We start from the raw sequence: 23,682 nt of genomic DNA, 5'->3' as shown, positions 1-23,682 counted from the left end.
CTTGTCCCACATTTCGGGACAAGGATGTCCGCATCTTGGACGAAGCTGGACTGTGTCCAGATTGCCATGACACGCTTCCGTCATGTCTGGAACTGGAATTGCCTTGGTGAGTCGGCGGCACGTCGACCTCGGCCGCATGTCCAGCGCCATCTGTCCGGCGAGCTGACAGCTCCAGCGAAGCCCGACACCTCCTGACATTCCCTCTCCACCTGCGCAAAGACGCGCACGTATGCCCATGCGCCCGTACGCGCAGGTAAGAGCCGCTTTCCGCCTGTCCCGAAGGACGTAGAACCATGGCCGCCACCCCGCAGAACCCTGCTGCCGCAACGCCCCGCCGCAAGGTGAGCCGTCACCGCGGCGAGGGTCAGTGGGCCGCGGGACACCACACCCCGCTGAACGGCAACGAGCAGTTCAAGAAGGACGACGACGGTCTCAATGTGCGGACACGCATTGAGACGATCTACTCCAAGCGCGGCTTCGACTCCATCGACCCCAACGACCTGCGCGGACGTATGCGCTGGTGGGGCCTGTACACCCAGCGCAAGCCCGGGATCGACGGCGGCAAGACCGCCATCCTGGAGCCGGAGGAGCTGGACGACAAGTACTTCATGCTGCGGGTGCGGATCGACGGCGGACGCCTCACCACCCAGCAGCTGCGCGTGATCGGCGAGATCTCGCAGGAGTTCGCGCGCGGCAGCGCGGACATCACCGACCGGCAGAACATCCAGCTGCACTGGATCCGCATCGAGGACGTCCCGGAGATCTGGAACCGCCTGGAGGCGGTCGGGCTGTCCACGACCGAGGCCTGCGGTGACACTCCGCGCGTGATCATCGGCTCACCCGTCGCCGGCATCGCCGAGGACGAGATCATCGACGGCACCTGGGCGATCGACGAGATCCACGAGCGGTACATCGGCAGCAAGGAGTTCTCCAACCTGCCGCGCAAGTTCAAGACGGCGATCTCCGGCTCCCCGCTGCTGGACGTGGTCCACGAGATCAACGACATCGCGTTCGTCGGTGTCGAGCACCCCGAGCACGGCCCCGGCTTCGACCTGTGGGTCGGCGGCGGCCTGTCCACCAACCCCAAGCTGGGCGTCCGGCTCGGCGCCTGGGTGCCGCTGGAGGAGGTCCCGGAGGTGTGGGCCGGTGTGGTCGGCATCTTCCGCGACTGGGGCTACCGGCGGCTGCGCACCCGCGCCCGTCTGAAGTTCCTGGTCGCCGACTGGGGCCCGGAGAAGTTCCGCCAGGTCCTGGAGGACGACTACCTGAAGCGCAAGCTGGTCGACGGTCCCGCGCCCGCCGAGCCCTCGGGCCGCTGGCGTGACCACGTCGGAGTGCACAGGCAGAAGGACGGCCGCTACTACGTCGGTTTCGCCCCGCGCGTCGGCCGCGTCGACGGCGCCACCCTCACGAAGATCGCCGAGGCCGCCGAGGCCCATGGCTCGGGCCGGGTGCGGACGACCGTGGAGCAGAAGATGATCGTGCTCGACGTCGAGGAGGCTCAGGTCGAGCCGCTGGTCGAGGCCCTGGAGGCGCTGGACCTGACGGCCAAGCCGTCCCCCTTCCGGCGCGGCACCATGGCCTGCACCGGTATCGAGTACTGCAAGCTGGCCATCGTCGAGACCAAGCAGCGCGGTTCGTCCCTGATCGACGAACTGGAGCGCCGCATCCCGGAGTTCGACGAGCCCATCACCATCAACATCAACGGCTGCCCGAACGCCTGCGCCCGTATCCAGGTGGCGGACATCGGTCTCAAGGGCCAGCTCGTCCTCAACGACCAGGGCGAGCAGGTCGAGGGCTACCAGGTGCACCTCGGCGGTGCGCTGGGCCTGGAGCCCGGGTTCGGCCGCAAGGTCCGCGGCCTGAAGGTCACGTCCGAGGAGCTGCCCGACTACGTCGAGCGTGTCCTCAAGCGGTTCCAGGCCGAGCGTGAGGACGGCGAGCGGTTCGCCGCCTGGGCCTCCCGCGCGTCCGAGGAGGCACTGTCGTGAGCGAGCGGGCCGCCCCCTTCTACTGCCCCTACTGCGGCGACGAGGACCTGCGTCCGTCCGAGCAGGGCCATGGCGCGTGGGAATGCGCTGCGTGCAACCGGGCTTTTCAGCTGAAGTTCCTCGGGCTGCTCGCCCGGGGCCTTCAGCACTCCGAAGCAGGGGGAGACGACATATGACCGCAATTCAGGAGGAGAAGGCGACCGAGGACCTGAAGGCGCTCGCCGAGCAGGCCGGCCGTGATCTGGAGGACGCCTCCGCGCTGGAGATCCTCCAGTGGGCGGCCGAGACCTTCGGCAGGCGTTTCTGCGTGACCTCGTCCATGGAGGACGCGGTGGTCGCCCACCTCGCCTCGCGCGCCATGCCCGGCGTGGACGTGGTGTTCCTCGACACCGGCTACCACTTCCCGGAGACCATCGGCACCCGCGACGCGGTCGAGGCCGTGATGGACGTCAACGTCATCACGCTGACCCCGCGTCAGACGGTCGCCGAGCAGGACGCGGAGTACGGCCCGAAGCTGCACGACCGCGACCCCGACCTGTGCTGCAAGCTGCGCAAGGTCCAGCCGCTGGAGCAGGGCCTGCAGAACTACGTGGCCTGGGCGACCGGTCTGCGCCGCGACGAGTCCCCGACCCGGGCGAACACCCCGGTCGTCGGCTGGGACGAGAAGCGCCGGAAGGTCAAGATCTCCCCGATCGCCCGCTGGACCCAGGACGACGTGGACGCCTACGTCGCCGAACACGGCGTACTGACCAACCCGCTGCTGATGGACGGCTACGCGTCCGTCGGCTGCGCCCCCTGCACCCGCCGCGTCCTGGAGGGCGAGGACGCGCGCGCGGGCCGCTGGGCGGGCAGCGCCAAGACCGAGTGCGGGCTGCACGGATGACGACGACGATTCAGGAGACGAACGTGACGACCGGAGCCACCGTCTGGCTCACGGGTCTGCCGAGTGCCGGCAAGACCACCATCGCGTACGAGCTGGCCGGCCGCCTGCGCGCGGAGGGCCACCTCGTCGAGGTGCTCGACGGTGACGAGATCCGCGAGTTCATCTCGGCGGGCCTCGGCTTCAGCCGCGAGGACCGGCACACCAACGTGCAGCGCATCGGCTTCCTCGCCGAACTGCTCGCCCGCAACGGCGTCAAGGCGCTCGTCCCGGTGATCGCGCCCTACGCGGACAGCCGCGAGGCGGTGCGCAAGCGCCACCAGGAGGGCGGGGCGCCGTACATCGAGGTGCATGTGGCGACCCCGGTCGAGGTGTGCTCCGTACGTGATGTGAAGGGTCTGTACGCCAAGCAGGCGGCGGGCGAGCTGTCCGGGCTCACCGGGGTGGACGACCCCTACGAGGAGCCCGAGACGCCCGATCTGCGCATCGAGTCGCAGCACCAGACCGTCCAGGAGTCCGCGGCCGCGGTCCACGCGCTGCTCACCGAGAGGGGACTGGCATGACGACGACCGTCGCTGCGGTCGAGGAGGGCACGGCCTCCCCGTACGCCCTCTCGCACCTGGACGCCCTCGAGTCCGAGGCGGTGCACATCTTCCGCGAGGTGGCGGGCGAGTTCGAACGGCCGGTGATCCTGTTCTCCGGCGGCAAGGACTCCATCGTCATGCTGCACCTGGCGCTGAAGGCCTTCGCGCCGGCCGCGGTGCCCTTCTCGCTGCTGCACGTGGACACCGGGCACAACTTCCCCGAGGTCCTGGAGTACCGCGACCGGACGGTGGCACAGCACGGCCTGCGCCTGCATGTGGCCTCCGTGCAGGACTACATCGACCGTGGGGTGCTCAAGGAGCGCCCGGACGGGACCCGCAACCCGCTGCAGACGCTGCCGCTGACGGAGAAGATCCAGGCGGAGAAGTTCGACGCGGTCTTCGGCGGCGGACGCCGCGACGAGGAGAAGGCCCGGGCCAAGGAGCGGGTGTTCTCCCTGCGGGACGAGTTCTCGCAGTGGGACCCGCGCCGCCAGCGCCCCGAGCTGTGGAACCTGTACAACGGCCGGCACGCGCCCGGCGAGCACGTCCGCGTCTTCCCGCTGTCCAACTGGACCGAGCTGGACGTGTGGCAGTACATCGCCCGCGAGGGCATCGAGCTGCCGGAGATCTACTTCGCGCACGAGCGTGAGGTGTTCGCCCGCAACGGCATGTGGCTGACCGCGGGCGAGTGGGGCGGGCCCAAGGACGGCGAGACCGTCGAGAAGCGGCTCGTCCGGTACCGGACCGTCGGCGACATGTCCTGCACGGGTGCCGTCGACTCGGACGCCGTGACGCTGGAGCAGGTCATCACGGAGATCGCCGCCTCCCGGCTCACCGAGCGCGGTGCCACCCGCGCCGACGACAAGATGTCCGAGGCCGCGATGGAAGACCGTAAGCGCGAGGGGTACTTCTAGGCATGAGCACCACCACGGAACTCACCGAGACGACCCTTCTGCGGTTCGCGACCGCCGGTTCGGTCGACGACGGCAAGTCCACCCTCGTCGGGCGGCTGCTGCACGACTCCAAGTCGGTGCTCGTCGACCAGCTGGAGGCCGTCGAGCGCGTCTCCGCGAGCCGCGGCCAGGAGGCCCCCGACCTCGCGCTGCTGACGGACGGTCTGCGCGCCGAGCGCGAGCAGGGCATCACGATCGACGTGGCCTACCGCTACTTCGCCACGCCCCGGCGGCGGTTCATCCTCGCCGACACGCCCGGCCATGTGCAGTACACCCGCAACATGGTGACGGGTGCCTCCACGGCCGAGCTGACGGTGGTCCTGGTCGACGCGCGCAACGGCGTCGTCGAGCAGACCCGCCGGCACGCCGCGATCGCCGCGCTCCTGCGTGTCCCGCACGTCGTCCTCGCCGTCAACAAGATGGACCTGGTCGACTACAAGGAGCCGGTCTTCGCCGCGATCGCCGAGGAGTTCACGGCGTACGCGACCGAGCTCGGCGTCCCCGAGGTCACCGCGATCCCGATCTCGGCGCTCGCCGGTGACAACGTGGTGGAGCCGTCCGCCAACATGGACTGGTACGGCGGCCCGACGGTGCTCGAACACCTGGAGACGGTTCCGGTCACACACGACCTGAGCCACTGCCACGCGCGCCTTCCCGTGCAGTACGTGATCCGCCCGCAGACCGCGGAGCACCCGGACTACCGGGGCTACGCGGGCCAGATCGCCGCGGGTTCCTTCCACGTCGGCGAGGCCGTCACGGTGCTCCCCTCGGGCCGTGCCTCACGCATCGCCGGCATCGACCTGCTCGGTGAGCCGGTCGACGTCGCCTGGACCACCCAGTCGGTGACGATCCTCCTGGAGGACGACATCGACATCTCGCGCGGCGACCTGATCGTGCCCAGCAAGGACGCCCCGGCGACCACGCAGGACATCGAGGCGACCGTCTGCCATGTCGCCGACCAGGCGCTGACCGTCAACCACCGGGTGCTGCTCAAGCACGGCACCCGCACGGTCAAGGCGATCGTCAAGGACATCCCGTCCCGTCTCACGCTCGACGACCTGTCCCTGCACCCGCACCCGGGACAGCTCGTCGCCAACGACATCGGCCGCGTGAAGATCCGCACGGCGGAACCGCTGCCGGTGGACTCCTACGCCGACTCGCGCCGCACCGGCTCGTTCATCCTGATCGACCCGAACGACGGCACCACGCTCACCGCGGGCATGGTCGGCGAGTCGTTCGCGTCCCCGGAGCCGGTCAAGGACGAGTCCGAAGACGACGGTTGGGACTTCTGACATGAACTCTCCCGACTACTACTCCACGTTCGCGAAGGAGGGCGGCCGCGTCGGCAGCGGCGACCTCGGCAGCGGGCAGGGCGGAGTGGCGCGATGTGTGCGTTGACGTACGCGCACTGCCTGCGCGCCCCGTCCCCCCACCCGCCGTCCCGGAAGCGACGAAGACCTGCCGACCTCCCGGCCACGACCTGAAAGACCGTGACCGCCGGGCCTCCGAGAGGAACACCTCCCGTGCCTGTCAACCGCTCAACGTTCCTTCGCCGCGGCGTAGCCGTGGTAGCCGCACTTCCGCTCCTCACGCTCGCCGCTTGCAGCTACGGGTCGAAGTCCACGAGTGACAACTCCAAGGAGAAGGTCGCCGCAGGGTCGTCGAAGATCGACGGTCTCGACTCCGTCAAGATCGGCTACTTCGGCAACCTGACCCACGGCACCGCGCTCGTCGCCCGTCAGCAGGGCCTCTTCCAGAAGGAGCTGGGCGCCACCAAGGCGGGCTACCAGATCTTCAACGCCGGCCCCTCGGAGATCGAGGCCCTCAACTCGGGCTCCATCGACATCGGTTGGATCGGCCCGTCCCCGGCGATCAACGGATACGTCAAGTCCAACGGCAAGGGCCTGAAGATCATCGGCGGTTCGGCCTCCGGCGGCGTGAAGCTCGTCGTGAACCCGAAGAAGATCAAGTCCCTGAAGGACGTCAAGGGCAAGAAGATCGCGACCCCGCAGCTCGGCAACACCCAGGACGTGGCGTTCCTCAACTGGGTCGCCGACCAGGGCTGGAAGGTCGACGCGAACACCGGCAAGGGCGATGTGTCGGTGGTCCGCACCGACAACAAGATCACCCCGGACGCCTACAAGTCCGGCGCCATCGACGGCGCCTGGGTGCCGGAGCCGACCGCGTCCAAGCTGGTCGCGGAGGGTGGCAAGGTGCTGCTCGACGAGGCGTCGCTGTGGCCGGACAAGAAGTTCGTGATCACGAACATCGTCGTGCGACAGGCCTTCCTCAAGCAGCACCCAAAGGCCGTGGAGGCCGTCCTGAAGGCCTCGGTCGAGGCCAACAAGTGGATCAACGCCAACCCCGACAAGGCGAAGGCGGTGGCGAACCAGCGGCTGGAGGCCGACTCCGGCAAGGCCCTCAAGCCGAACGTCCTGGACCCGGCCTGGAAGTCGATCCAGTTCACCAACGACCCGCTGGCCTCCACCCTCAACACCGAGGCGGAGCACGCCGTCAAGGCCGGTCTGCTGGAGAGCCCCAGCCTGAAGGGCATCTACGACCTCACGATCCTCAACAAGGTCCTCAAGGCCGAGGGCGAGAGCACGGTGGACGACGCCGGTCTCGGCGCCAGCTGATACCCGCCCGATGAGTTCCCAGGAGGTGACGACCATGGCAACGACCCTCGCCAAGGCCGCCGAGACCGTGGAGTACGCGGCTCGCCTTGAGCACGTCTCGAAGTCCTTCGCAGGACCGGGCGGGCAGCAGCTCGTCCTGGACGACATCAGCCTCGATGTCGCGCCCGGCGAGTTCGTCACCCTCCTGGGGGCCTCGGGCTGCGGCAAGTCCACCCTGCTGAACCTGGTGGCGGGGTTGGACAAGCCGACCGTCGGTTCCATCGCGACCGACGGCCGCCCCGCCCTGATGTTCCAGGAGCACGCCCTCTTCCCGTGGCTGACCGCGGGCAAGAACATCGAACTCGCCCTCAGGCTCAGGGGAGTTCCGAAGAACGAACGACGTGACAGGACCGAGCACCTGCTCGAACTCGTCCGGCTGAAGGGCGCATACGGGAAGCGCGTCCACGAGCTGTCCGGCGGTATGCGCCAGCGCGTGGCACTGGCGCGGGCGCTCGCCCAGGAGAGCAACCTGCTGCTGATGGACGAGCCGTTCGCGGCCCTCGACGCCATCACCCGGGACGTGCTGCACGACGAGCTGACCCGGATCTGGGCGGAGACGGGGGTGTCCGTCCTGTTCGTCACGCACAACGTGCGTGAGGCGGTACGGCTCGCGCAGCGCGTCGTCCTGCTGTCGTCGCGCCCGGGCCGGATCGCGCGCGAGTGGGCGGTCGACATTCCGCAGCCGCGGCGCATCGAGGACGCCCCCGTGGCCGAACTGTCCCTTGAGATCACCGATGTACTGCGTGGGGAGATCCGCCGTCATGGCCAGCACTGAGACGACGCCGGCCCAGGACGCCGGAAGCGTCGAGGCGGGCCTCGACGCGCTGGAGACCACGGCCACCGGCCGGACGCCTTTCAGCCAAACCTTCAAGAACAAGATCCTGCCGCCCATCCTGGCCATCGCGGTGGTGCTGGTGGCCTGGACGCTCCTCTACCCGGTCGTCGACGACCCGTCGAAGCTGCCCTCCCCCGGCGATGTGTGGGCCGAGGTCGAGGACCAGTGGCTCAAGGGGACCCTGCTCGACTACATCTGGGGCAGCGTCTCCCGCGGTCTGCTCGGCTTCCTGCTCGCGCTGGCCATCGGTACACCGCTCGGCCTTGTGGTGGCGCGGGTGAAGTTCGTGCGCGCGGCGATCGGGCCGATCCTCTCCGGCCTGCAGTCGCTGCCCTCGGTCGCCTGGGTCGCGCCTGCGGTGATCTGGCTGGGCCTGAACAACTCCGTGATGTTCACGGTGATCCTGCTCGGCGCCGTTCCTTCGATCGCCAACGGTCTGGTGTCGGGCGTCGACCAGGTGCCCCCGCTGTTCCTGCGCGCGGGTCGCACCCTGGGCGCGACGGGACTGCGTGGCACCTGGCACATCGTGATGCCGGCGGCGCTGCCCGGCTATGTGGCCGGTCTGAAGCAGGGCTGGGCGTTCTCCTGGCGTTCGCTGATGGCCGCCGAGATCATCGCCCAGTCGCCGGACATGGGCATGGGTCTGGGCCAGCTGCTGGAAGTGGGCCGTACGAACAGCAGCATGGCGACGGTCTTCCTCGCGATCCTGCTCATCCTGTTCGTCGGCATAGCCATCGACCTGCTGATCTTCAGCCCGCTGGAGCGGTGGGTGCTGCGCAGCCGCGGTCTGCTGGTGAAGAGCTGAGTCCCATGCCCCCTTCGAAGCCCGTTCTCCTCGTCATCGCCCACGGCAGCCGCGATCCGCGGCACGCCGCGACGGTGCACGCCCTTGTCCGCCGGGTGCGCTCGCTGCGCCCGGACGTACGGGTGGAGACGGGCTTCCTGGACTTCAACATCCCGTCGGTGCACGGGGTGCTGGAGTCGTTGGCGGCGGAGGGCGTCCATGACGTCGTGGCCCTTCCCCTTCTGCTGACCCGCGCCTTCCACGCGAAGGCGGACATCCCCGCCGTCCTGCGGGACGCGCCGCGGCGGCTGCGGATCCGCCAGGCGGAGGTGCTCGGCCCCTCGCCGCTGCTCCTGTCCGCCCTCGAACGGCGTTTGTACGAGGCCGGATTGACGCCCGGCGACAAGTCCTCGACCGGGGTCGTACTGGCCTCGGCGGGGTCCACCGACCCGGAGGCGATCGCAGTGATCGCAGAAATCGCGCGGGAGTGGCGGCACACCGGTTGGTGCGCCGTGCGGCCTGCGTTCGCCTCCGCATCCCTGCCCCGTACCGAGGACGCGGTGCGGGAACTGAGGGCACTGGGCTGCGAGCGCGTCGCGGTCGCCCCGTACGTCCTGGCCCCCGGCTTCCTGCCGGACCGCATCGCGCGGGGCGCGGCTGAGGCGGACGTACTCGCCGAGGTGCTCGGCCCGGCACCGGAGGTGGCGCAGGTGCTGCTGGAGCGGTACGACGAGGCGCGCAGGCCGGTACTGGCGGCTGTCGGCGCCTAGGCCGTTTCCTCAGACCGTCGCCCATCATCTGTCGTCGCTCTTCACCGAGCTGGGGGTCAGCGGCCGGACGGAGGCCGTGGTCCTGGCCCGGGAGCAGGGGTTGGGCGGCAGCCCGTGGGAGGGTGGTGGGCCCCGGTGTGGCTGTGGGCTCTTCTCGCGCTGCTCGGCGGAGCCTCGGCCGGTCCGCTGTGGTTCGCCGCCGTCCTCGTCGGACCAGGGGGTGATCCGGGCCGTGACGGTCGGCGTCTGCCTGGCGGCTTCCTGCTGCGCGGTCACCGTCCGTCGTCCGGTCTCCGTCGCCGCCCGGCGGCTTGCCGTCTCGGCGGCGGGGCTGCTGCCCGCTCCGCTCGTGCTCGCCGCGGGGGCACACGCCGCGGCCGTGGCCCTGGCCGTCTTCGCGTCGACGGTGACCGTGCCGCCGGCCGCCCTTCGTGTCGTGGAGCAGCGTCCGTTCTGTCGGCTGCCGCGCTGGGCGGAGGCCACGGTCGTCGGCACGGGGGGCGACCTGGGCGGCGGCCGCGCCGGCGGGCGCACAGGCCCTGACCGCGAGGTGCGCCGGCACCTGGGTGCTGTTCGAGGTCACCTCCGGGGACGACCGGCGTCACCCTTGTCCATCCGGGACTAGTCGAAGGACAGCCCGCCCGTGCGGGTGCGCTTCAGCTCGAAGAAGTCCGGGTCGGTCGCCAGCACCCGGAAGCTGTCGAAGAGTTCGGCCGCTCGCGCACCCCGCGGAATCGCCCGCAGTACCGGACCGAACCACACCGTTCCATCGACATGGATGGTCGGCGTGCCCACATAGCCGCCCGATTCCGGCTCGGTGCCCGCCTCATGGCTGCGGCGTACGGCCTCGTCGTACGACGGGTCGTGCGCGGCGGACGCGAGATCCGCGGGAAGGCCGAGTTCGGCGAGGGAGTCGGTGATCACCGCGTCGAAGTCCTCGACCTTCCGCTCGTGGATCCGGGTGCCGAATGCCGTGTACAGGTCGCGCAGGACCTTCTCGCCGTGCCGCTCGGCTGCGGCCACCGCGACCCGTACCGGGCCGATCGACTTGTCGACCAGCTCCCGGTACCAGTCCGGGAGTTCGTTGCCGAGGTTGTGCAGGTAGAGGCTCATCGCATGGAACCGGAGGTCGAGCGGGCGTTCGCGCTCGACCTCCAGGAGCCAGCGGGAGGTGATCCAGGCGAAGGGGCAGGCGGGGTCGAACCAGAAGTCGACTCGGGTCGGCGAGGTGATCGTCATGGGGTCGACGGTAGTGGCCGAGTGGTGCAGTGTCCCGGCCCAATCCGATGCCTTTTCAGTGACCCAATTCGGGGTCCCGGCCACTGGCGGCGAGCGCCCGGTCGAACACCGGGGCGCCGTCCGGCACCGGCACCGGGTCGGCGAAGCCGTCGTACTGCCGGTAGAGCTCGCCGTGCTTCTCGACCACGCCGAGGACGAAGCGGGCCGCCTCGTCCGAGACGTGGAAGTGTTGGCCGGTGGCGGTGGCGACGTCCCAGCCGTGCACCGCCATCTCCTTGATGACCATCGAGGCGATCTCGGCAGCGGGCATCTTCGCCATGCCCAGGTCGACCTCGCCCTCCCACACCGCGGGGTCGGCCCAGGCCGCGACGGCGCGGTCCAGCTGGGCGGCGTAGGCCGCGGGCCAGTCGGCGTCCGCGGTGAAGTCCCGGGCGGTCAGCTCCTCGGGGAGCTGTCTGCGCAGGGCGCGGTGCTCCAGGCCGTGCGAGGTGTAGAGCACCCAGTGGTTGACCAGGGCACGGACGTCCCAGTCGGGGCAGTGGGTGGGGCTGCCGAGCCGGTCCGCCGGGACGCCGCGCGCCACACGCGCCGCCTCGGCGGCACACTCGGTCATGTACGTGTGCAGGTGCTTCGGGTCGTCGTCGTACGTCATGCACCCCACGTTAGGAGGGGGCCGCTCAGGGCTCTTGAACAAACGCGACAGCCTCGTCGGCGAGGCGGACGAGGTCCTCGACCGGCATGGATCCGGGGGTACGGTGCTCGCGCGCGAAGGTGTTGGCGAGGTGCTGGAGAAGCTCGTTGAGCGGGGTCGGTACGCCGTGCAGGCGCCCCAGCAGGGCGATCTCGCCGTTGAGGTGGTCGGCCTCGATGGTGCCGGTGCCGCGGGTGAGGGACTGCCAGGAGGAGCCGCCGCCGCGCGGAGCGCCGTCGAGGGGGACCAGATCGACCTTGTGGCCGCGAGCCGCCTTCTGCTCCTCGGTGCTCGCGTACGCGATCCCGGCGGCGTCGAGCACGGCCTCGCCCTCGGCGCGCACGCGCGCGTACAGCGCCGCGGCCTCGTCACCGGCGATCGGCCCGGCGACCGCCTCCAGCGCGTTGCCCAGGTTGGAGAGCAGCTTGGCGTACTGCCAGCGCGCCACGTCCGGCACGACCGGCGCCTCGACGTACCCCGTCTTCTCCAGGTCGGCGGCGACCCGCCGTACCGTCTCGTCGGTGCCGCGGGGAAAGCGGCCCAGGTGCAGGATGCCGGTGAGCGGGGCTCCTGCGGCGGAGACGACGCCCGGTTCGACGAACGTCGAGGGCAGCCAGACGCAGACGCCGTACACCCGCCGGAAGACCCGCAGGCCGAGCCGCCGGCCCTCCACCCCGTTCTGCGCGCAGAACAACGGCAGCCGCTCGGCCGCGGTGCCGCCGCCGGCGACCGGCGCCGGGCCCCAGGCCTGGAGCGCGCCCACGGTGTCCTGCGTCTTCACGGCGAGGACGAGCACGTCGTCGGCCCTCAACTCGCCCAGCTCGTCCGGCCCTTCGACGGTCGGCAGCCGGTAGGTGTACTCACCGTCCGGCACCTTCAGCCGCAGCCCGCCGTCCCGCAGCGCCGCGTGGTGCGCACCCCGCGCGACCAGAACCACCTCGTGCCCCGCACCCGCGAGCCGCCCGCCGACCGCACCGCCGACGGCTCCCGCTCCGATGATGATGTAACGCATGGGAGGAGCCTCGCACAGTCGTGTGTACGTGCCATGAAGGGCCGGGATTTGCAGGTCACTCCCCCGTGAGCTCCACCAGCTTCACCACGGTGTTCCAGTTGCGGCTCGTGGCGATCACACCTTTGTTGATACGGGGTTTGGCGAGGTGGACGGCGAGCCGGGAGCGGCCGAGGCCGTCCGGCGCGTACAGGTACAGGGCGCGGTCGCCGAGGCGGAACTCCTCCGGGAGGTAGGCCTCCCGGTCGATCTCCGCGAACCGTTCGGCGTCGACCGGGGCGGAGAAGTAGGTGACGTGGAGCTGCTTGGGCTCCAGTTCGGCGGCCGGGAACGGGCAGGCCTCGGCGATCGCCCTGAGGTAGGCGTGGTCGCGCACGATCACGTCGACGGCGAAGCCGAAGTGCTTCTGGATGGCCTGCGCGAGTTCGGCCGCCAGGGACTCCTCGTCGCCGTGACCGGACGCGAAGACGGCCTGGCCGCTCTGCAGATGGGTGCGTACGCCGTCGTAGCCGAGGCCGTCCATCAGCTGACGCAGTTCGGCCATCGGGAGCTTCTTCTTGCCGCCCACGTTGATCCCGCGCAGCAGCGCCGCATACGTCGTCGTCATGGCGCACACCATAAAGCGGCCGTCGTGCCCCGTGGGGGTGGGCACGACGGCCGCCGCGTCCGCACGGGCGGACTGCCCGAAACTCTGTCCGAAGCCGGGGCTCCGGATCAACAGATACACGCACCTGTGACTTGTTCAACAAGGTTTCGCAATAACAAAGAGGAGCGATGCCGACGGGCCGGACACCCCGATCTTCATCCCCGAGAAGTCCCGATAGATGTAAGGGGCCGAAATCCTCCCCAGCGGTGAGACGCCGGGGTCCGAGGGGAGGACCCGTGCCCGCCGCACTTCACCGGGCAGCACGACGAGACGTGCTTATCGCGCCCATACCTTCGAAGCGGAAGGTGATGGCAGGGGGCTGTCACCGCAGACGAGGGGGCAAGCCCGTCATGGGGAACGGAGATTCGCGGGTGCGGGGCATAGCCGCCCGGGCCGGTGGCTGGAGCGCCCGGCACCGATGGGCTGCCGTCGGCATCTGGGTGCTGTTCGTCGTCCTGGCGATGGGGCTCGGTTCGGCCGCCGGCCGGGTCGACGTCAAGGAGAGCGAACAGCTCAAGGGCGAGACACACACCGCCGCCAAGATCATCGAGGATGCGGGGATCGAGGAACCGGCCGGCGAGACGATTCTGATCCAGGCGAAGGACGGAAGCGTCAGGGCCACGGACGCCGAGTTCAAGGCGGCTGTGGGCGCGGTCGTGAAGGCGGTCGACGGGACCGGCGAGGTCACGGACGTGAAGTCGCCGTACACCACGAACACGATCTCCAAGGACGGGCACAGCGCGCTGGTGCAGTTCGACATGCGCGGCGACCCCGAGACCGCGTACGAGCGCGTGGAGCCGGTGCTGAAGGCCGTCGCGGGGGTGCAGAAGGACCACGAGACGCTGCGGATCGAGGAGATCGGCAGCGCCAGCATGAACAAGACGTTCAAGGACGCGTTCGGCGACGACTTCAAGAAGGCCGAGCTGTCCGCGGTGCCGGTGGCGCTCGGCATTCTGCTCATCGCCTTCGGCGCGCTGGTGGCCGCGCTGCTGCCGGTGGCGCTCGCGATCACCGCGATCATGGCGACGATGGGTCTGATGGGTGTCGTCAGCCATGTGATGCCGATGAGCGACACCGCCAACTCCGTGATGCTGCTGGTCGGTCTGGCGGTCGGTGTCGACTACTGCCTGTTCTATCTGCGCCGTGAGCGCGAGGAGCGCGCCGCCGGACGGGACGCGCAGACGGCCCTGCGGATCGCCGCCGCCACCAGCGGCCGGGCGATCGTCGTCTCCGGCATCACCGTGTGCGTGGCGATGGCGGGCATGCTGTTCACCGGGCTCGTCACGTTCCAGGGGATGGGTCTGGCCTCGCTGATGGTCGTGGCGGTCGCCATGGTCGGGTCGGTGACGGTGCTGCCGGCGCTGCTCTCGCTGCTGGGCGAGCGGGTCGAGAAGGGCAGGATTCCCTTCCTGCGCAAGGCGATGGAGCGCCGGGCCGCCCGCACGGGCGGGGAGAGCCGGTTCTGGACGGCGGTCCTGCGCGGTGTGCTCGCCAAGCCGCTGGTCTCCGTACTCGTCGCGGCCGGTGCGCTGCTGGCCGTCGCGGCTCCGGCGCTCGGCATGAAGACGCAGAACCTCACGCTGGACCAGGAGTTCGGCGACTCGTTGCCGATCGTGCAGACGTACAACCGGGTCAACGACGCCTTCCCGGGCGGCTCCGAGCCGGCCGAGGTCGTCGTCAAGGCCAAGGACATCAACGCGCCGGAGGTGAAGTCCGCGCTCGCCGACTTCAAGGCGCGGGCGATCAGTTCGGGCGCCTCGCGCGGCCCGGTCCAGATCACCCTGCACGACGCGCAGAACATCGCCTACGTCTACGTCCCCCTCGTCGGCGGGTCCGACCTGGACAAGGCGGGCGCGAGCCTGGAGAAGCTGCGGGACGAGGTACGGCCCGCCACGCTCGGCAAGCTGGACGGCGTGCAGGCGCCGATCACCGGACAGGTGGCCGGTTCCAAGGACTTCAACGACCAGCTCGGCGGCGCCGTCGTCCCGGTCTTCGCGTTCGTCGTGGTCTTCGCCTTCGCGCTGATGCTGCTGTCGTTCCGCTCGCTGACCGTCGCGATCACCTCGATCGTGCTCAACCTCCTTTCCGTGGGCGCCGCTTACGGCATCCTCGTCGCCGTCTTCCAGCACGGCTGGGGCGCCTCCCTGGTCGGCGCGGAGGGCGTCGGCGCGATCATCACCTGGCTGCCGCTGTTCCTCTTCGTGATCCTGTTCGGCCTGTCGATGGACTACCACGTGTTCGTGGTCTCGCGGATCCGCGAGGCGCGGATGCGGGGGCGCACGACGAGGGACGCGATCCAGCACGGCGTGGTCACCACGGCAGGTGTCGTCACCAGCGCCGCGGTCATCATGGTCGCCGTGTTCGCGATCTTCGGGACGCTGTCCATGCAGTCCATGAAGCAGATGGGTGTCGGCCTCGCGGCCGCGGTGCTCATCGACGCGACGATCATCCGGGGTGTACTGCTCCCGGCGGTGATGGCGCTGCTGGGCGAGCGCAACTGGTACCTGCCGAAGTGGCTGGACCGGCTGCCCGACCTGACACACGACGAGTCGGCCGAGGTCATCACGCACTCGGTGCGGCGCGACGAGGGGGAGCGACTGGGCGTCTGAAGGGCCTGAGCCCCCACAGGGGTTGCCCCCCACCGACCAAGGGCCCGCCGGCCACAGGGGAGCCGGCGGGCCCTCGTCATGCCGGGAACTACCTCAATCCGGCGGGCAGTTCGGCCTCGATCAGGTCGGCCGCCCGCCGGGTTCCCCCTTCCTTCGCCATGCCGGCCTGGATCTCCTTGAGGCGGCGGGCGACCTCGGGGTCCTCGACGAGAGCGAGGGCGGTCCTGCGCAGGGTCTCGGCGGTGGCTTCGTCCGTGGGGACGCGGCGGGCGACTCCCAGGGCCTGGAGCATGTCCGCGTTGCCGAACTGGTCGACGGCCTGCGGTACGGCGATCATCGGTGTGGCGGTGGCCAGCCCCTCCTGGCTGCCGCCCGCCCCGGCGTGCGTGACGAACAGGTCGGCCTGCCGGAGGACCGCCAACTGCGGGACCCAGGAACGCACTTCCACGTTCGCTGGCACGGTCCCGAGCGCCTCGGGGTCCACACGCCTGCCGATCTGCAGGACGAGGTGCCAGCCGGGCAGGCCGCCGAACGCCTCGACACACTCCCGGTAGAAGCCGGGCCGGTCGGTGAAGGTCGAGCCCAGCGACACCAGCACCACCTTCTCGGCGCCGGCCGGCCGCTGCCAGTCGCCCTCCGTGGTGCGGTCGCCCTGGCAGGCGCCGACGAAGGTGTACACGCTCTCGTCCACCCGGTCGGCGTTGGGCTGAAGCGCCTTGGGGATCAGGACGAGTGAGCGGTCGGGGCGGCCCACGAAGTCGTCCGGGTGCCGGGTGATTCCGTTCTCCTCCAGCCAGGCCCGGAAGCGCGCGTAGTACGCCCGGCCGCGCTCGGTCCGCCTGGGCTCCGCCCACATGGGCTCGGCGACCTCCTCCTCGTAGCCCTCCCAGGCGACGAGGTTCGGCGAGAGCGAGATCGCGGGGACGCCCCAGCGGCGGGCGAGGACGCGGCCCGGATAGGCCGTGATGTCGTGCAGCACGAGGTCCGGCGCGTCCCCGTCGTACGCCTCGGCCAGCTGCGGCAGGGCCTGGATCGCGTCGGCGAGGAACAGCTCGACGTGGTCCAGCAGTTCACTCCCCCATGCCGCCGGGTCCGCGTCGGGCCCCGGCAGCGTGGACTTCCACAGCTTCGGTTCGGCGCCGGTCTCGGCGACCTTCTCCGCCAACGCCGGCGGGATCGCATACGTGACGCGATGCCCGCGGGCGACGAGCTCGCGGATCACCTCCAGGCTGGGGTTCACATGGCCGTGGGCGGCGACGGAGAACATCGCGATGTGGGCGGGACGGGGTGGGGGCGTCTGGGTAGGCATGTCCTCGAAGCTAGACGAGACGATACGTCTCGTCCAATCATTTGGAAGGAGGTGTGGAGCGAGCCGCCCGCCGACGCCCGAGAAACCCAGCCCGACGAGGCGGCGCCAGCTGTCGTACGCGGGTTCGAGCAGTGGGGTGCGACGCCGTTCGATGCGTACGATCCCGGCGTCGACGCAAGAAGGGCACGTTCCCGGCGACGGAGAACGGGGTGCGTGGGGACGCGCGGCGAGGACCTTCTGCGAGAACGCGCGGCAACCGGCTTTCCGTGGCGGCCGTACGGCCGCCCGCTCTCAGCGCTGGTAGCGGGCGAGCACCAGGTTGCCGTCCTTCTCCAGCCGCCTGCGCAGTTCACCGAGGCCGATCGCCCCGCTGTAGTACTCCTGGAACGCGGGGGTCGCCACCTTGTCCTTCCACTCGGGGTAGCCGCGGACGGACTGGGCGGGCGCCGAGCGGAGGTGGGCGGCCAGGGCGGTGCCGGTCGCCCAGCCGTCCTTGGCCGTGTGCAGGGCGGGGTCCTTGAGCGCCTGGGTGCCCGTCGGCAGCATCCAGTCCCCCAGCGCCAGCCGCACCATGTTCCTCGGCCGGAGCAGGTAGTCGACGAACTCGACGGCCTCCTTCTTGTGCGGGCTGTCCGCGGCGATGGACAGGGTCTGCGGGCTGACACCCTGCGTGAGTCCGTCGGCGCCGGCCGGCGCGGGCAGCACCTGCCAGTCGAAGCCCTTCGGTGCCTGCTGCACGATCTGCTGGCGGTAGGAGAAGCCGAGCGGCACCATCGCGTACCTGCCGCCGAAGAAGCCGGGCAGGGTGTCCGAACCGCCGCTGCCCAGGGTGGTGGGCGAGGCGCTGCGGTCGGTGTTCGCCTGATCGTGAATCGTGCGCGGCACCACCCGGTCGGCCGGCTCGAAGCGGACCGTGACCTTGCCGTCCGGGCCCCGGTGGAAGAGCTGACCGCCCGTCGACAGGGACAGGTTGAGGGTGGCGGACACGGGCTCCTTGAGCGGCCAGGCCACGCCGTACTTGCCGTTGCCGCTCAGCCGCTTCGTCACCCGCTGGAACTCCGTCCAGCTCCACGGCCGTTCGGGCGTCGGTATCCGTACGCCCGACTTCTTCAGCAGGCCCGCGTTGGCGATGAGGACGCGCGGCTCCTGGAGGAAGGGCACGCCGTAGACGCCGTCGCCGAAGGTCGACGTCTGCCAGCTCCGCTGCGGGATGTCCGATTTCAGGCGCGGGGGCAACAGGTCGGTCAGATCCGCGAGATAGCCGCCGTAGGCGAAGTCCGCGAGGTCGTCCGAGGCGTCGTGGATGATGTCGGGCGCCTCACCGCCCTCGAAGGAGGTGAGCAGCTGGTCATGGACGCTGTCCCAACTCCCCTGCACATACTCGACCTTGACGTGCGGATGGCTCGCGTTCCACTCCTTCACCAGCTCCTTGTTGGCCTCGACGGACTCCTGCTGCCAGGCCAGGGACTGGAAGCGGAGCGTGATCCGTCCGCTCGCCGTGTCTCCGCTCCCGCCGCCCGTACAGGCGGCCAGCAGCAGCGCGAGGACGAGGGCAAGTACCCCGCCCGCGTGGCCCGTGAATTTGGTGGTGCCGCGCATCAGTTCTTCACCGCCCCGGTGAGCATGCCGCCCGTGATCCGCCGCTGGATGACCGCGAAGACGACCAGGGAGGGAAGGGTCGCGAGGAACGCGGCCGCCGCCAGCGGGCCGAGATCCGCCACGCTCTCCGCGCCGATGAAATGGCTGAGCACCACCGGCAGGGTCTGTCTGTCCGGCGTCTTCAGCAGGACCAGTGCGAAGAAGAACTCGTTCCACGCGGTGACGAACGCGAACAGTCCCGTCGCCGCGATCCCGGGCGCGAGCAGCGGTGCCACCACCGACACCAGCGTCCGTACCCGCCCGGCCCCGTCGACCGCCGCCGCCTCCTCGACCTCCGCCGGTACCGCCCGGACATACCCGGCCAGCATCCACAGCGCGAACGGCAGCGCCCATACGACGTACACCAGAGTCAGCCCGGCCAGAGAGTTGATCAGGTGCAGGCTCTTCAGCACGAGGAACAGCGGGATGATCACCAGGACCAGCGGGAACGCCTGGCTGACGACGACCCATCCGGTGGCCGCCCGGGTCAGCGGGGTGCGGTGCCGGGCCATGACATACGCCAGCGGGGTCGCGATCAGTACGGCGATCACCGCCGCCCCCGCCGCCGCGAGCAGGGAGTTGAGCGCGGCGTGCAGCAGTGGCTGCTCGTCGAAGGCCTGCCGGAAGTTGCCCAGGGTGGGGTGCCGGGGGATCCAGGTGGGGTGCAGACTCCCCAGCTCGCGCGGCGACTTGAAGGCCGTGGAGACCAGCCAGAGGAAGGGGAAGGCGAGGAAGAGCAGATATGCGAGCAGGGCCGCGTACTGGCCGACGCGGGTGCCGGTCCTGGTCCTCATGTGTCGTCCCCTCCCCTGAGCCGGCCGGCCAGGAAGACGGCGAGGAGCACCGAGACCAACGCGACCATGACGCATCCCATCGCCGCCGCATACCCGAACTGCCCGTAGCGGAAGGCCTCTTCGTACGCGAACAGCATGGGCAGCCGGGTGCGGCCGCCGGGCCCGCCGTTGGTCAGCACGTAGACGAGGGCGAAGGAGTTGAAGTTCCAGATCAGGTTGAGGGCGGTGATGGCGAGGGCGACCGGTCTGAGGGCGGGCCAGGTGACCGTGCAAAAGCGCCGCCAGGCGCCCGCCCCGTCGACCGCCGCCGCCTCGTGCAGTTCCCGCGGGGTGTTCTGCAGTCCGGCCAGCAGCGCGACGGTGGTCTGCGGCATGCCCGCCCAGACGCCGACCACGATCACCGCGGGCAGGGCGGACCCGAGGCCGCTGAGCCAGTCCCGCCCGTCGCCGAGCCCGAGGTCGCGCAGGGTCTCGTTGAGGACACCCGCGTCCGGGTTGTAGACCAGCCGCCACATGATGCCGACCACGACCTCGGGCATGGCCCACGGGACGATCGCGAGGGCGCGGGCGAGCCATCTCAGCCGCAGGTCCTGGTTGAGCAGCAGGGCGAGGCCCAGCGCGAGCAGGAACTGCGGCACGGTCACGCCGACCGCCCAGACCAGCCCGATGCGGAACGACTCCCAGAACAGCGTGTCGTGCAGCAGGTCCTGGAAATTGAGACCGCCGATCCACTGGGTGGACCGGGTGCGGCCGGACTGGGCGTCGGTGAAGGCAAGCAGGATCCCGTAGAGCAGTGGTCCGACGCTCAGCACCAGGATCGGGATCAGCGCGGGCAGCACCAGGAACCAGGCCCCGCGGTCGGGGAGCCGACGGTCCCCGGCGGTGCGTGGCGCGCCCCGCGCCGACCGCCTCGTCGCGGTCACCAGTGTCACGTGATCGGCTCCTTTGCGCGGCTCGTGACGTTCGGACCCGGCGGGCCTGAGTCATGGTCGTGAAGGGCGTATGCACCGTCAAGGCCGTACGCACACGGTCCGACCTGTGCGAATGCGAGACTGGGCCGGTGGGTGGCGCGATCTCGACGCCGTTCACCGATGCATACGCGGACGTGGGAGGAAGGCGATGGACGAGTCACGGGCGCGCGGGGTACTGGCCGCGGCGCGGGTGCTGCCCGGCCCGGCGCGGGACGCACGGCTGCTCGCCCTGGGCGAGAACGCGGTGTTCGCCTCCGGCGACCTGGTCGTCAAGGTGGGCCGTGACGCCGAACTCCTGGACCGGGCGCGCCGTGAGCTGGACATCGCGCTGTGGCTCGCCGAGGCGGGGGTGCCCGCGGTGCGGGCGGCGGAGCCCAAGCCACTGCTGGTCGAGGGTCACCCGGTGACGGTGTGGCACCGGATCCCGGATGCCGTACGGCCGGCCGAGCCCCGGGATTTGGCCGAATTGCTGCGGGTCGTCCACGCACTGCCCACTCCCCCTGTCGATGCCTTCGAGCTGCCGCCCCGCGAGCTGCTGGGCGGTGTGGAACGCTGGCTGCGGCTCGCGGGCGAGGCGATCGACCCCGCGGACGCGGCGTATCTGCGTGAGCGGCGCGACGGGTTCGCCGCGGCAGCCGCGGCACTTACTCCGCATCTGCCGCCGGGCCCCATCCACGGCGATGCGCTGCCCCGCAATGTGCATGTCGGGCCGGACGGCCCCGTTCTGGTGGACCTGGAGACCTTCTCGGCCGATCTGCGCGAGCACGATCTGGTGGTGATGGCGCTCTCGCGTGACCGCTATGGCATGCCTGCCGAGGCCTACGACTCCTTCATCGAGGCGTACGGGTGGGATGTGCGGGAGTGGGACGGCTGCGGTGTGTTGCGCGGGGCGCGTGAGACGGCGAGTTGTGCGTGGGTTGCGCAGCAGGCCGCGACCAATCCCGCCGCTCTGGCCGAGTTCGAGCGGCGGGTGGCGTCGTTGCGGGACGGGGACGAGTCTGTGCGGTGGTATTCGTTCTGAGCGCCTGTTGATTGGGGGCTTGTTGCTGTCGCGCGGCTGCAGGTTCGATGTGGCTGGTCGCGCCCGCGCGGCGGAGCCGCAAATCGACACAGCCCCCCGCCCCTTAGGGGGCACCCCCGAACCCGGCGGTTCAGACCGGCTCGTCCGCCGGCTCCCGCAGTGGCCACGTCCCGTCGACCACCGCTGTGGCGTCACCCTTGCGGCGCAGGAAACTCTGGAAGTCCGCCGCCCATTCCGCATACCACTCGATCTGGCGGCGATGCAGTTCCGCCGGGCCGAGGGCTGCGATCTTGGGGTGGCGGGTGGCTATGGCGCAGGCCAGGCCGGCTGCGGCGAGGGCGTCGGCGGAGGCGTTGTGGGCGGCGTCCAGGGTGACGCCGTATTCCGTGCAGACCGCTTCGAGGTTGCGCTTGCCACGGCGGTAGCGGTCGACCCAGCGGTCGATCGTGTACGGGTCGATGACCGGGGCGGGGTCGAGGCCTCCCAGGCGGTCGCGGAGGGACGGCAGGCCGTAGCGTCGCAGTTCCGCGGAGAGGAGGCTCAGGTCGAAGGCCGCGTTGTAGGCGACGACCGGGACGCCCGTCTTCCAGTAGGTCGCCAGGACGTCCGCGATGGCGTTCGCCACCTCGTCGGCCGGGCGGCCCTGAGCCGCCGCGCGTTCGTTGCTGATGCCGTGCACCGCCACGGCGTCCGCCGGGATCTCCACGCCCGGATCCGCCAGCCACTCCCGCTGCCCTATGGGCTGTCCGTCCCTGACCTCGATCACGGCCCCCGTGACGATGCGCGCCTCGCGCGGATCGGTCCCGGTCGTCTCCAGGTCGAAGCCGATCAGCAGCTCCCGGTGCCAGCCCATGCGTGGCCCCCCTTCTTGGTGGTGCTTTCCCCCAGTGGTCTCCACCTTCCCATGGGCCACTGACAATCCGAGGACCGCATTCCGCTTGGCCTCGGCGACAGTTCAGGACACAGGTCGCGAATCCGCCCAGGACGTTTCGAACTCCTCGCGGTATGTCGGGAAGAGCCCGCTCTCGACTCCCTTGCCCATGTCGTCCGGCTTCACCACCCGGCTGCCGTTGCGCAGCACCAGCACCGGAGCCTCCATGCCGCGCGAACGCCGCAGATAGGACTGCACCACGGCGACGCCGTCCGAGCCGTCGCCGTCGACGAGGTAGGCCGTGAAGCGCGGGGTCTCGTCGTAGACCTGGATCTCGAAGGCGGCCGGGTCGCGCAGCCTGGAGCGGACGCGGCGCATGTGCAGGATGTTCATCTCGACCGCTCGGCTCAACTCACCGCGTTTCATGCCGAGTTCCCGCTCGCGTCGTTTGACGGCGCTGGAGGCCGGGTTGAGGAACAGCAGCCGGACCCGGCACCCCGCCTCGGCCAGGCGCACCAGCCGGCGTCCGGAGAAGTTCTGCACGAGCAGGTTGAGGCCGATGCCGACGGCGTCGAGGCGGCGGGCGCCGCCGAAGATGTCCTCGGCCGGGAACTGGCGCAGCAGCCGCACCCGGTCGGGGTGCACGGCGACCACGTCCGCGAACCGGTCGCCGACCAGTTCCTCCACCGCGTCCACGGGCAGCCGGCGGGCCGACGGCACGTCCCCGGCCGCACCGAGGACGTCCAGCAGCCTCGCCGAGGCCCGCTCCGCCTGGTTCAGGACGGCCTCGGACAGGGCCCGGTTGCGGGAGACGACGTTGCGGGTGACCTCGAGCTCGTCCAGGGCGAGTTCGACGTCACGGCGGTCGTCGACGTACGGCTCGAAGCAGGGCCAGTGCTGCACCATCAGCTCGCGCAGCTGGGGCAGGGTGAGGAAGCTGAGCACGTTGTCGTCGGCCGGGTCGAGCAGATAGCCCTTGCGGCGGCTGACCTCGCGTACGGCGACCGCGCGCTGCACCCATTCCTGGCCGGCCGGCCCGGCCGCGGCGACCACCCAGTCGTCGCCGTGGACGGGTTCGTAGATGGGCCGCAGAACAGCGGCCACGACCGCGCGCAGCCGCTGTTCGACGAGATTCAGCCAGATGTAGGCCCGGCCGGCTCGCTGGGCGCGCGTACGCACCTCGCGCCAGGCGTCGGCATCCCAGTCCAGCTCCGGCCCGATGGAACTCGTCGCCATCGGCCGGGCCAGGGACACCGTGCCGGGCGGGACATCTGTGGAGTTCCCCTCGTGACCCTCGTCACCAGGGGGCAACTCCAGCCCTCCCGACCCCACCCGCGCACCGCCTTCCGCTCCCCCGAGCATCCCCGTGTCAACGATCAAGGAAGGGTACTCCGGGAGCAGTCAGCGGTGCA

At 70.3% G+C, this 23,682-nt stretch carries 24 protein-coding genes and 1 pseudogene; 13 read left to right on the top strand and 12 right to left on the bottom strand.

The annotated features are described in order from the left end of the window. Positions 1-82: 82 nt before the first annotated feature. From ACWC1K_RS07185 to ACWC1K_RS07135, 11 genes are all read left to right on the top strand, one after another. The gene (locus ACWC1K_RS07185) at positions 83-166 is read left to right on the top strand and encodes a putative leader peptide (RefSeq protein WP_309486338.1); all 84 of its coding nucleotides are present in this window, start codon (positions 83-85) and stop codon (positions 164-166) included. A 127-nt stretch (positions 167-293) separates the two neighbouring features. Further along, entirely contained in the window at positions 294-1,991 is a 1,698-nt protein-coding gene (locus tag ACWC1K_RS07180) for a nitrite/sulfite reductase (protein ID WP_450829243.1), read from the top strand. Continuing rightward, positions 1,988-2,167 carry a hypothetical protein gene (locus tag ACWC1K_RS07175; protein ID WP_099932046.1) on the top strand — a complete coding sequence of 60 codons (180 nt, stop codon included), beginning with the start codon at positions 1,988-1,990 and terminating at the stop codon, positions 2,165-2,167. The genes ACWC1K_RS07180 and ACWC1K_RS07175 overlap by 4 nt, the downstream gene beginning before the upstream one ends. After that, the gene (locus ACWC1K_RS07170; protein WP_450829242.1) at positions 2,164-2,874 is read left to right on the top strand and encodes a phosphoadenylyl-sulfate reductase; all 711 of its coding nucleotides are present in this window, start codon (positions 2,164-2,166) and stop codon (positions 2,872-2,874) included. Before ACWC1K_RS07175 ends, ACWC1K_RS07170 begins: the two co-directional genes overlap by 4 nt. Further along, the gene (gene cysC / locus ACWC1K_RS07165) at positions 2,871-3,434 is read left to right on the top strand and encodes an adenylyl-sulfate kinase (protein WP_450829241.1); all 564 of its coding nucleotides are present in this window, start codon (positions 2,871-2,873) and stop codon (positions 3,432-3,434) included. Before ACWC1K_RS07170 ends, cysC begins: the two co-directional genes overlap by 4 nt. Then, positions 3,431-4,369 carry a sulfate adenylyltransferase subunit CysD gene (gene cysD, locus ACWC1K_RS07160; RefSeq protein WP_450829240.1) on the top strand — a complete coding sequence of 313 codons (939 nt, stop codon included), beginning with the start codon at positions 3,431-3,433 and terminating at the stop codon, positions 4,367-4,369. Before cysC ends, cysD begins: the two co-directional genes overlap by 4 nt. Before the next feature lie 2 nt (positions 4,370-4,371). Beyond that, on the top strand, positions 4,372-5,700 hold the full coding sequence (locus tag ACWC1K_RS07155) for a sulfate adenylyltransferase subunit 1 (protein ID WP_450829239.1): 1,329 nt from the start codon (positions 4,372-4,374) through the stop codon (positions 5,698-5,700). Between the two features lie 231 nt (positions 5,701-5,931). Next, a complete protein-coding gene (locus ACWC1K_RS07150; protein WP_450829238.1) occupies positions 5,932-7,044 on the top strand; it encodes an aliphatic sulfonate ABC transporter substrate-binding protein in 1,113 nt (370 codons plus the stop codon). A 10-nt stretch (positions 7,045-7,054) separates the two neighbouring features. Further along, a complete protein-coding gene (locus ACWC1K_RS07145; protein ID WP_450829237.1) occupies positions 7,055-7,858 on the top strand; it encodes an ABC transporter ATP-binding protein in 804 nt (267 codons plus the stop codon). Continuing rightward, positions 7,845-8,723: an ABC transporter permease gene (locus ACWC1K_RS07140; protein WP_450829236.1), complete on the top strand. Its 879-nt coding sequence runs from the start codon at positions 7,845-7,847 to the stop codon at positions 8,721-8,723. Before ACWC1K_RS07145 ends, ACWC1K_RS07140 begins: the two co-directional genes overlap by 14 nt. Before the next feature lie 5 nt (positions 8,724-8,728). Then, complete coding sequence (locus tag ACWC1K_RS07135) at positions 8,729-9,472, top strand: sirohydrochlorin chelatase (protein ID WP_450829235.1); 744 nt, start codon at positions 8,729-8,731, stop codon at positions 9,470-9,472. Positions 9,473-9,496: 24 nt separating this feature from the next. Here ACWC1K_RS07135 and ACWC1K_RS07130 read toward each other — a convergent pair whose 3' ends face one another. The 5 genes from ACWC1K_RS07130 to ACWC1K_RS07110 all read right to left on the bottom strand — a co-directional run bounded on the left by ACWC1K_RS07130 (position 9,497) and on the right by ACWC1K_RS07110 (position 13,018). After that, positions 9,497-9,967: a hypothetical protein gene (locus ACWC1K_RS07130; protein WP_450829234.1), complete on the bottom strand. Its 471-nt coding sequence runs from the start codon at positions 9,965-9,967 to the stop codon at positions 9,497-9,499. Between the two features lie 126 nt (positions 9,968-10,093). Next, positions 10,094-10,711 (bottom strand): mycothiol-dependent nitroreductase Rv2466c family protein, encoded by a 618-nt coding sequence (locus ACWC1K_RS07125; RefSeq protein WP_450829233.1) that lies wholly within the window; start codon positions 10,709-10,711, stop codon positions 10,094-10,096. A gap of 55 nt (positions 10,712-10,766) precedes the next feature. Then, positions 10,767-11,363 carry a TIGR03086 family metal-binding protein gene (locus ACWC1K_RS07120; RefSeq protein ID WP_450829232.1) on the bottom strand — a complete coding sequence of 199 codons (597 nt, stop codon included), beginning with the start codon at positions 11,361-11,363 and terminating at the stop codon, positions 10,767-10,769. Positions 11,364-11,388: 25 nt separating this feature from the next. Then, complete coding sequence (locus tag ACWC1K_RS07115; RefSeq protein ID WP_450829231.1) at positions 11,389-12,414, bottom strand: ketopantoate reductase family protein; 1,026 nt, start codon at positions 12,412-12,414, stop codon at positions 11,389-11,391. 55 nt (positions 12,415-12,469) lie between these two features. Next, on the bottom strand, positions 12,470-13,018 hold the full coding sequence (locus ACWC1K_RS07110; protein ID WP_450829230.1) for a DUF1697 domain-containing protein: 549 nt from the start codon (positions 13,016-13,018) through the stop codon (positions 12,470-12,472). A 389-nt stretch (positions 13,019-13,407) separates the two neighbouring features. Here ACWC1K_RS07110 and ACWC1K_RS07105 point away from each other — a divergent pair, with 389 nt between their 5' ends. Continuing rightward, a complete protein-coding gene (locus tag ACWC1K_RS07105) occupies positions 13,408-15,666 on the top strand; it encodes an MMPL family transporter (RefSeq protein WP_450829229.1) in 2,259 nt (752 codons plus the stop codon). Between the two features lie 88 nt (positions 15,667-15,754). On the opposite strand, the gene mgt is transcribed toward ACWC1K_RS07105, so the two are convergent. From mgt to ACWC1K_RS07080, 5 genes and pseudogenes are all read right to left on the bottom strand, one after another. Beyond that, positions 15,755-16,975, bottom strand: coding sequence for a macrolide-inactivating glycosyltransferase (gene mgt, locus ACWC1K_RS07100; protein ID WP_450829342.1), 1,221 nt, complete (start codon positions 16,973-16,975; stop codon positions 15,755-15,757). A 21-nt stretch (positions 16,976-16,996) separates the two neighbouring features. Then, positions 16,997-17,192 (bottom strand): annotated as a pseudogene (locus ACWC1K_RS07095) (ErmE/ErmH/ErmO/ErmR family 23S rRNA (adenine(2058)-N(6))-methyltransferase); the annotation flags it as partial. A gap of 74 nt (positions 17,193-17,266) precedes the next feature. Then, positions 17,267-18,574: an ABC transporter substrate-binding protein gene (locus ACWC1K_RS07090; protein WP_450829228.1), complete on the bottom strand. Its 1,308-nt coding sequence runs from the start codon at positions 18,572-18,574 to the stop codon at positions 17,267-17,269. Next, positions 18,574-19,407, bottom strand: coding sequence for a carbohydrate ABC transporter permease (locus tag ACWC1K_RS07085; protein WP_450829227.1), 834 nt, complete (start codon positions 19,405-19,407; stop codon positions 18,574-18,576). Before ACWC1K_RS07085 ends, ACWC1K_RS07090 begins: the two co-directional genes overlap by 1 nt. Next, complete coding sequence (locus ACWC1K_RS07080) at positions 19,404-20,339, bottom strand: carbohydrate ABC transporter permease (RefSeq protein WP_450829226.1); 936 nt, start codon at positions 20,337-20,339, stop codon at positions 19,404-19,406. The genes ACWC1K_RS07085 and ACWC1K_RS07080 overlap by 4 nt, the downstream gene beginning before the upstream one ends. A 187-nt stretch (positions 20,340-20,526) precedes the next feature. Between ACWC1K_RS07080 and ACWC1K_RS07075 the strand changes: the two genes are divergently transcribed. After that, positions 20,527-21,399 carry a phosphotransferase enzyme family protein gene (locus ACWC1K_RS07075; protein WP_450829225.1) on the top strand — a complete coding sequence of 291 codons (873 nt, stop codon included), beginning with the start codon at positions 20,527-20,529 and terminating at the stop codon, positions 21,397-21,399. A gap of 130 nt (positions 21,400-21,529) precedes the next feature. On the opposite strand, the gene ACWC1K_RS07070 is transcribed toward ACWC1K_RS07075, so the two are convergent. Both ACWC1K_RS07070 and ACWC1K_RS07065 read right to left on the bottom strand, forming a co-directional pair. Next, complete coding sequence (locus tag ACWC1K_RS07070) at positions 21,530-22,252, bottom strand: exonuclease domain-containing protein (protein ID WP_450829224.1); 723 nt, start codon at positions 22,250-22,252, stop codon at positions 21,530-21,532. Between the two features lie 102 nt (positions 22,253-22,354). Continuing rightward, positions 22,355-23,632, bottom strand: coding sequence for an SAV2148 family HEPN domain-containing protein (locus tag ACWC1K_RS07065; RefSeq protein ID WP_450829341.1), 1,278 nt, complete (start codon positions 23,630-23,632; stop codon positions 22,355-22,357). Positions 23,633-23,682: the final 50 nt, after the last annotated feature.

The organism is Streptomyces sp. NPDC001492 (assembly GCF_053597275.1).
The sequence above is the reverse complement of the archived record's forward strand: the minus strand, read 5'-3'. Positions and strand labels throughout refer to the sequence as shown.

What these genes read in the sequence shown, in the direction of transcription:
- ACWC1K_RS07110 (WP_450829230.1), bottom strand. Translation starts at nt 13,018, where the DNA reads ATGACGACGACGTATGCGGCGCTGCTGCGCGGGATCAACGTGGGCGGC.
- ACWC1K_RS07085 (WP_450829227.1), bottom strand. Translation starts at nt 19,407, where the DNA reads ATGAGGACCAGGACCGGCACCCGCGTCGGCCAGTACGCGGCCCTGCTC.
- cysD (WP_450829240.1), top strand. Translation starts at nt 3,431, where the DNA reads ATGACGACGACCGTCGCTGCGGTCGAGGAGGGCACGGCCTCCCCGTAC.
- ACWC1K_RS07135 (WP_450829235.1), top strand. Translation starts at nt 8,729, where the DNA reads ATGCCCCCTTCGAAGCCCGTTCTCCTCGTCATCGCCCACGGCAGCCGC.
- ACWC1K_RS07075 (WP_450829225.1), top strand. Translation starts at nt 20,527, where the DNA reads ATGGACGAGTCACGGGCGCGCGGGGTACTGGCCGCGGCGCGGGTGCTG.
- ACWC1K_RS07125 (WP_450829233.1), bottom strand. Translation starts at nt 10,711, where the DNA reads ATGACGATCACCTCGCCGACCCGAGTCGACTTCTGGTTCGACCCCGCC.
- mgt (WP_450829342.1), bottom strand. Translation starts at nt 16,975, where the DNA reads ATGCCTACCCAGACGCCCCCACCCCGTCCCGCCCACATCGCGATGTTC.
- ACWC1K_RS07090 (WP_450829228.1), bottom strand. Translation starts at nt 18,574, where the DNA reads ATGCGCGGCACCACCAAATTCACGGGCCACGCGGGCGGGGTACTTGCC.
- cysC (WP_450829241.1), top strand. Translation starts at nt 2,871, where the DNA reads ATGACGACGACGATTCAGGAGACGAACGTGACGACCGGAGCCACCGTC.
- ACWC1K_RS07145 (WP_450829237.1), top strand. Translation starts at nt 7,055, where the DNA reads ATGAGTTCCCAGGAGGTGACGACCATGGCAACGACCCTCGCCAAGGCC.
- ACWC1K_RS07155 (WP_450829239.1), top strand. Translation starts at nt 4,372, where the DNA reads ATGAGCACCACCACGGAACTCACCGAGACGACCCTTCTGCGGTTCGCG.
- ACWC1K_RS07115 (WP_450829231.1), bottom strand. Translation starts at nt 12,414, where the DNA reads ATGCGTTACATCATCATCGGAGCGGGAGCCGTCGGCGGTGCGGTCGGC.
- ACWC1K_RS07180 (WP_450829243.1), top strand. Translation starts at nt 294, where the DNA reads ATGGCCGCCACCCCGCAGAACCCTGCTGCCGCAACGCCCCGCCGCAAG.
- ACWC1K_RS07185 (WP_309486338.1), top strand. Translation starts at nt 83, where the DNA reads ATGTCTGGAACTGGAATTGCCTTGGTGAGTCGGCGGCACGTCGACCTC.
- ACWC1K_RS07120 (WP_450829232.1), bottom strand. Translation starts at nt 11,363, where the DNA reads ATGACGTACGACGACGACCCGAAGCACCTGCACACGTACATGACCGAG.
- ACWC1K_RS07105 (WP_450829229.1), top strand. Translation starts at nt 13,408, where the DNA reads ATGGGGAACGGAGATTCGCGGGTGCGGGGCATAGCCGCCCGGGCCGGT.
- ACWC1K_RS07065 (WP_450829341.1), bottom strand. Translation starts at nt 23,632, where the DNA reads ATGCTCGGGGGAGCGGAAGGCGGTGCGCGGGTGGGGTCGGGAGGGCTG.
- ACWC1K_RS07140 (WP_450829236.1), top strand. Translation starts at nt 7,845, where the DNA reads ATGGCCAGCACTGAGACGACGCCGGCCCAGGACGCCGGAAGCGTCGAG.
- ACWC1K_RS07070 (WP_450829224.1), bottom strand. Translation starts at nt 22,252, where the DNA reads ATGGGCTGGCACCGGGAGCTGCTGATCGGCTTCGACCTGGAGACGACC.
- ACWC1K_RS07170 (WP_450829242.1), top strand. Translation starts at nt 2,164, where the DNA reads ATGACCGCAATTCAGGAGGAGAAGGCGACCGAGGACCTGAAGGCGCTC.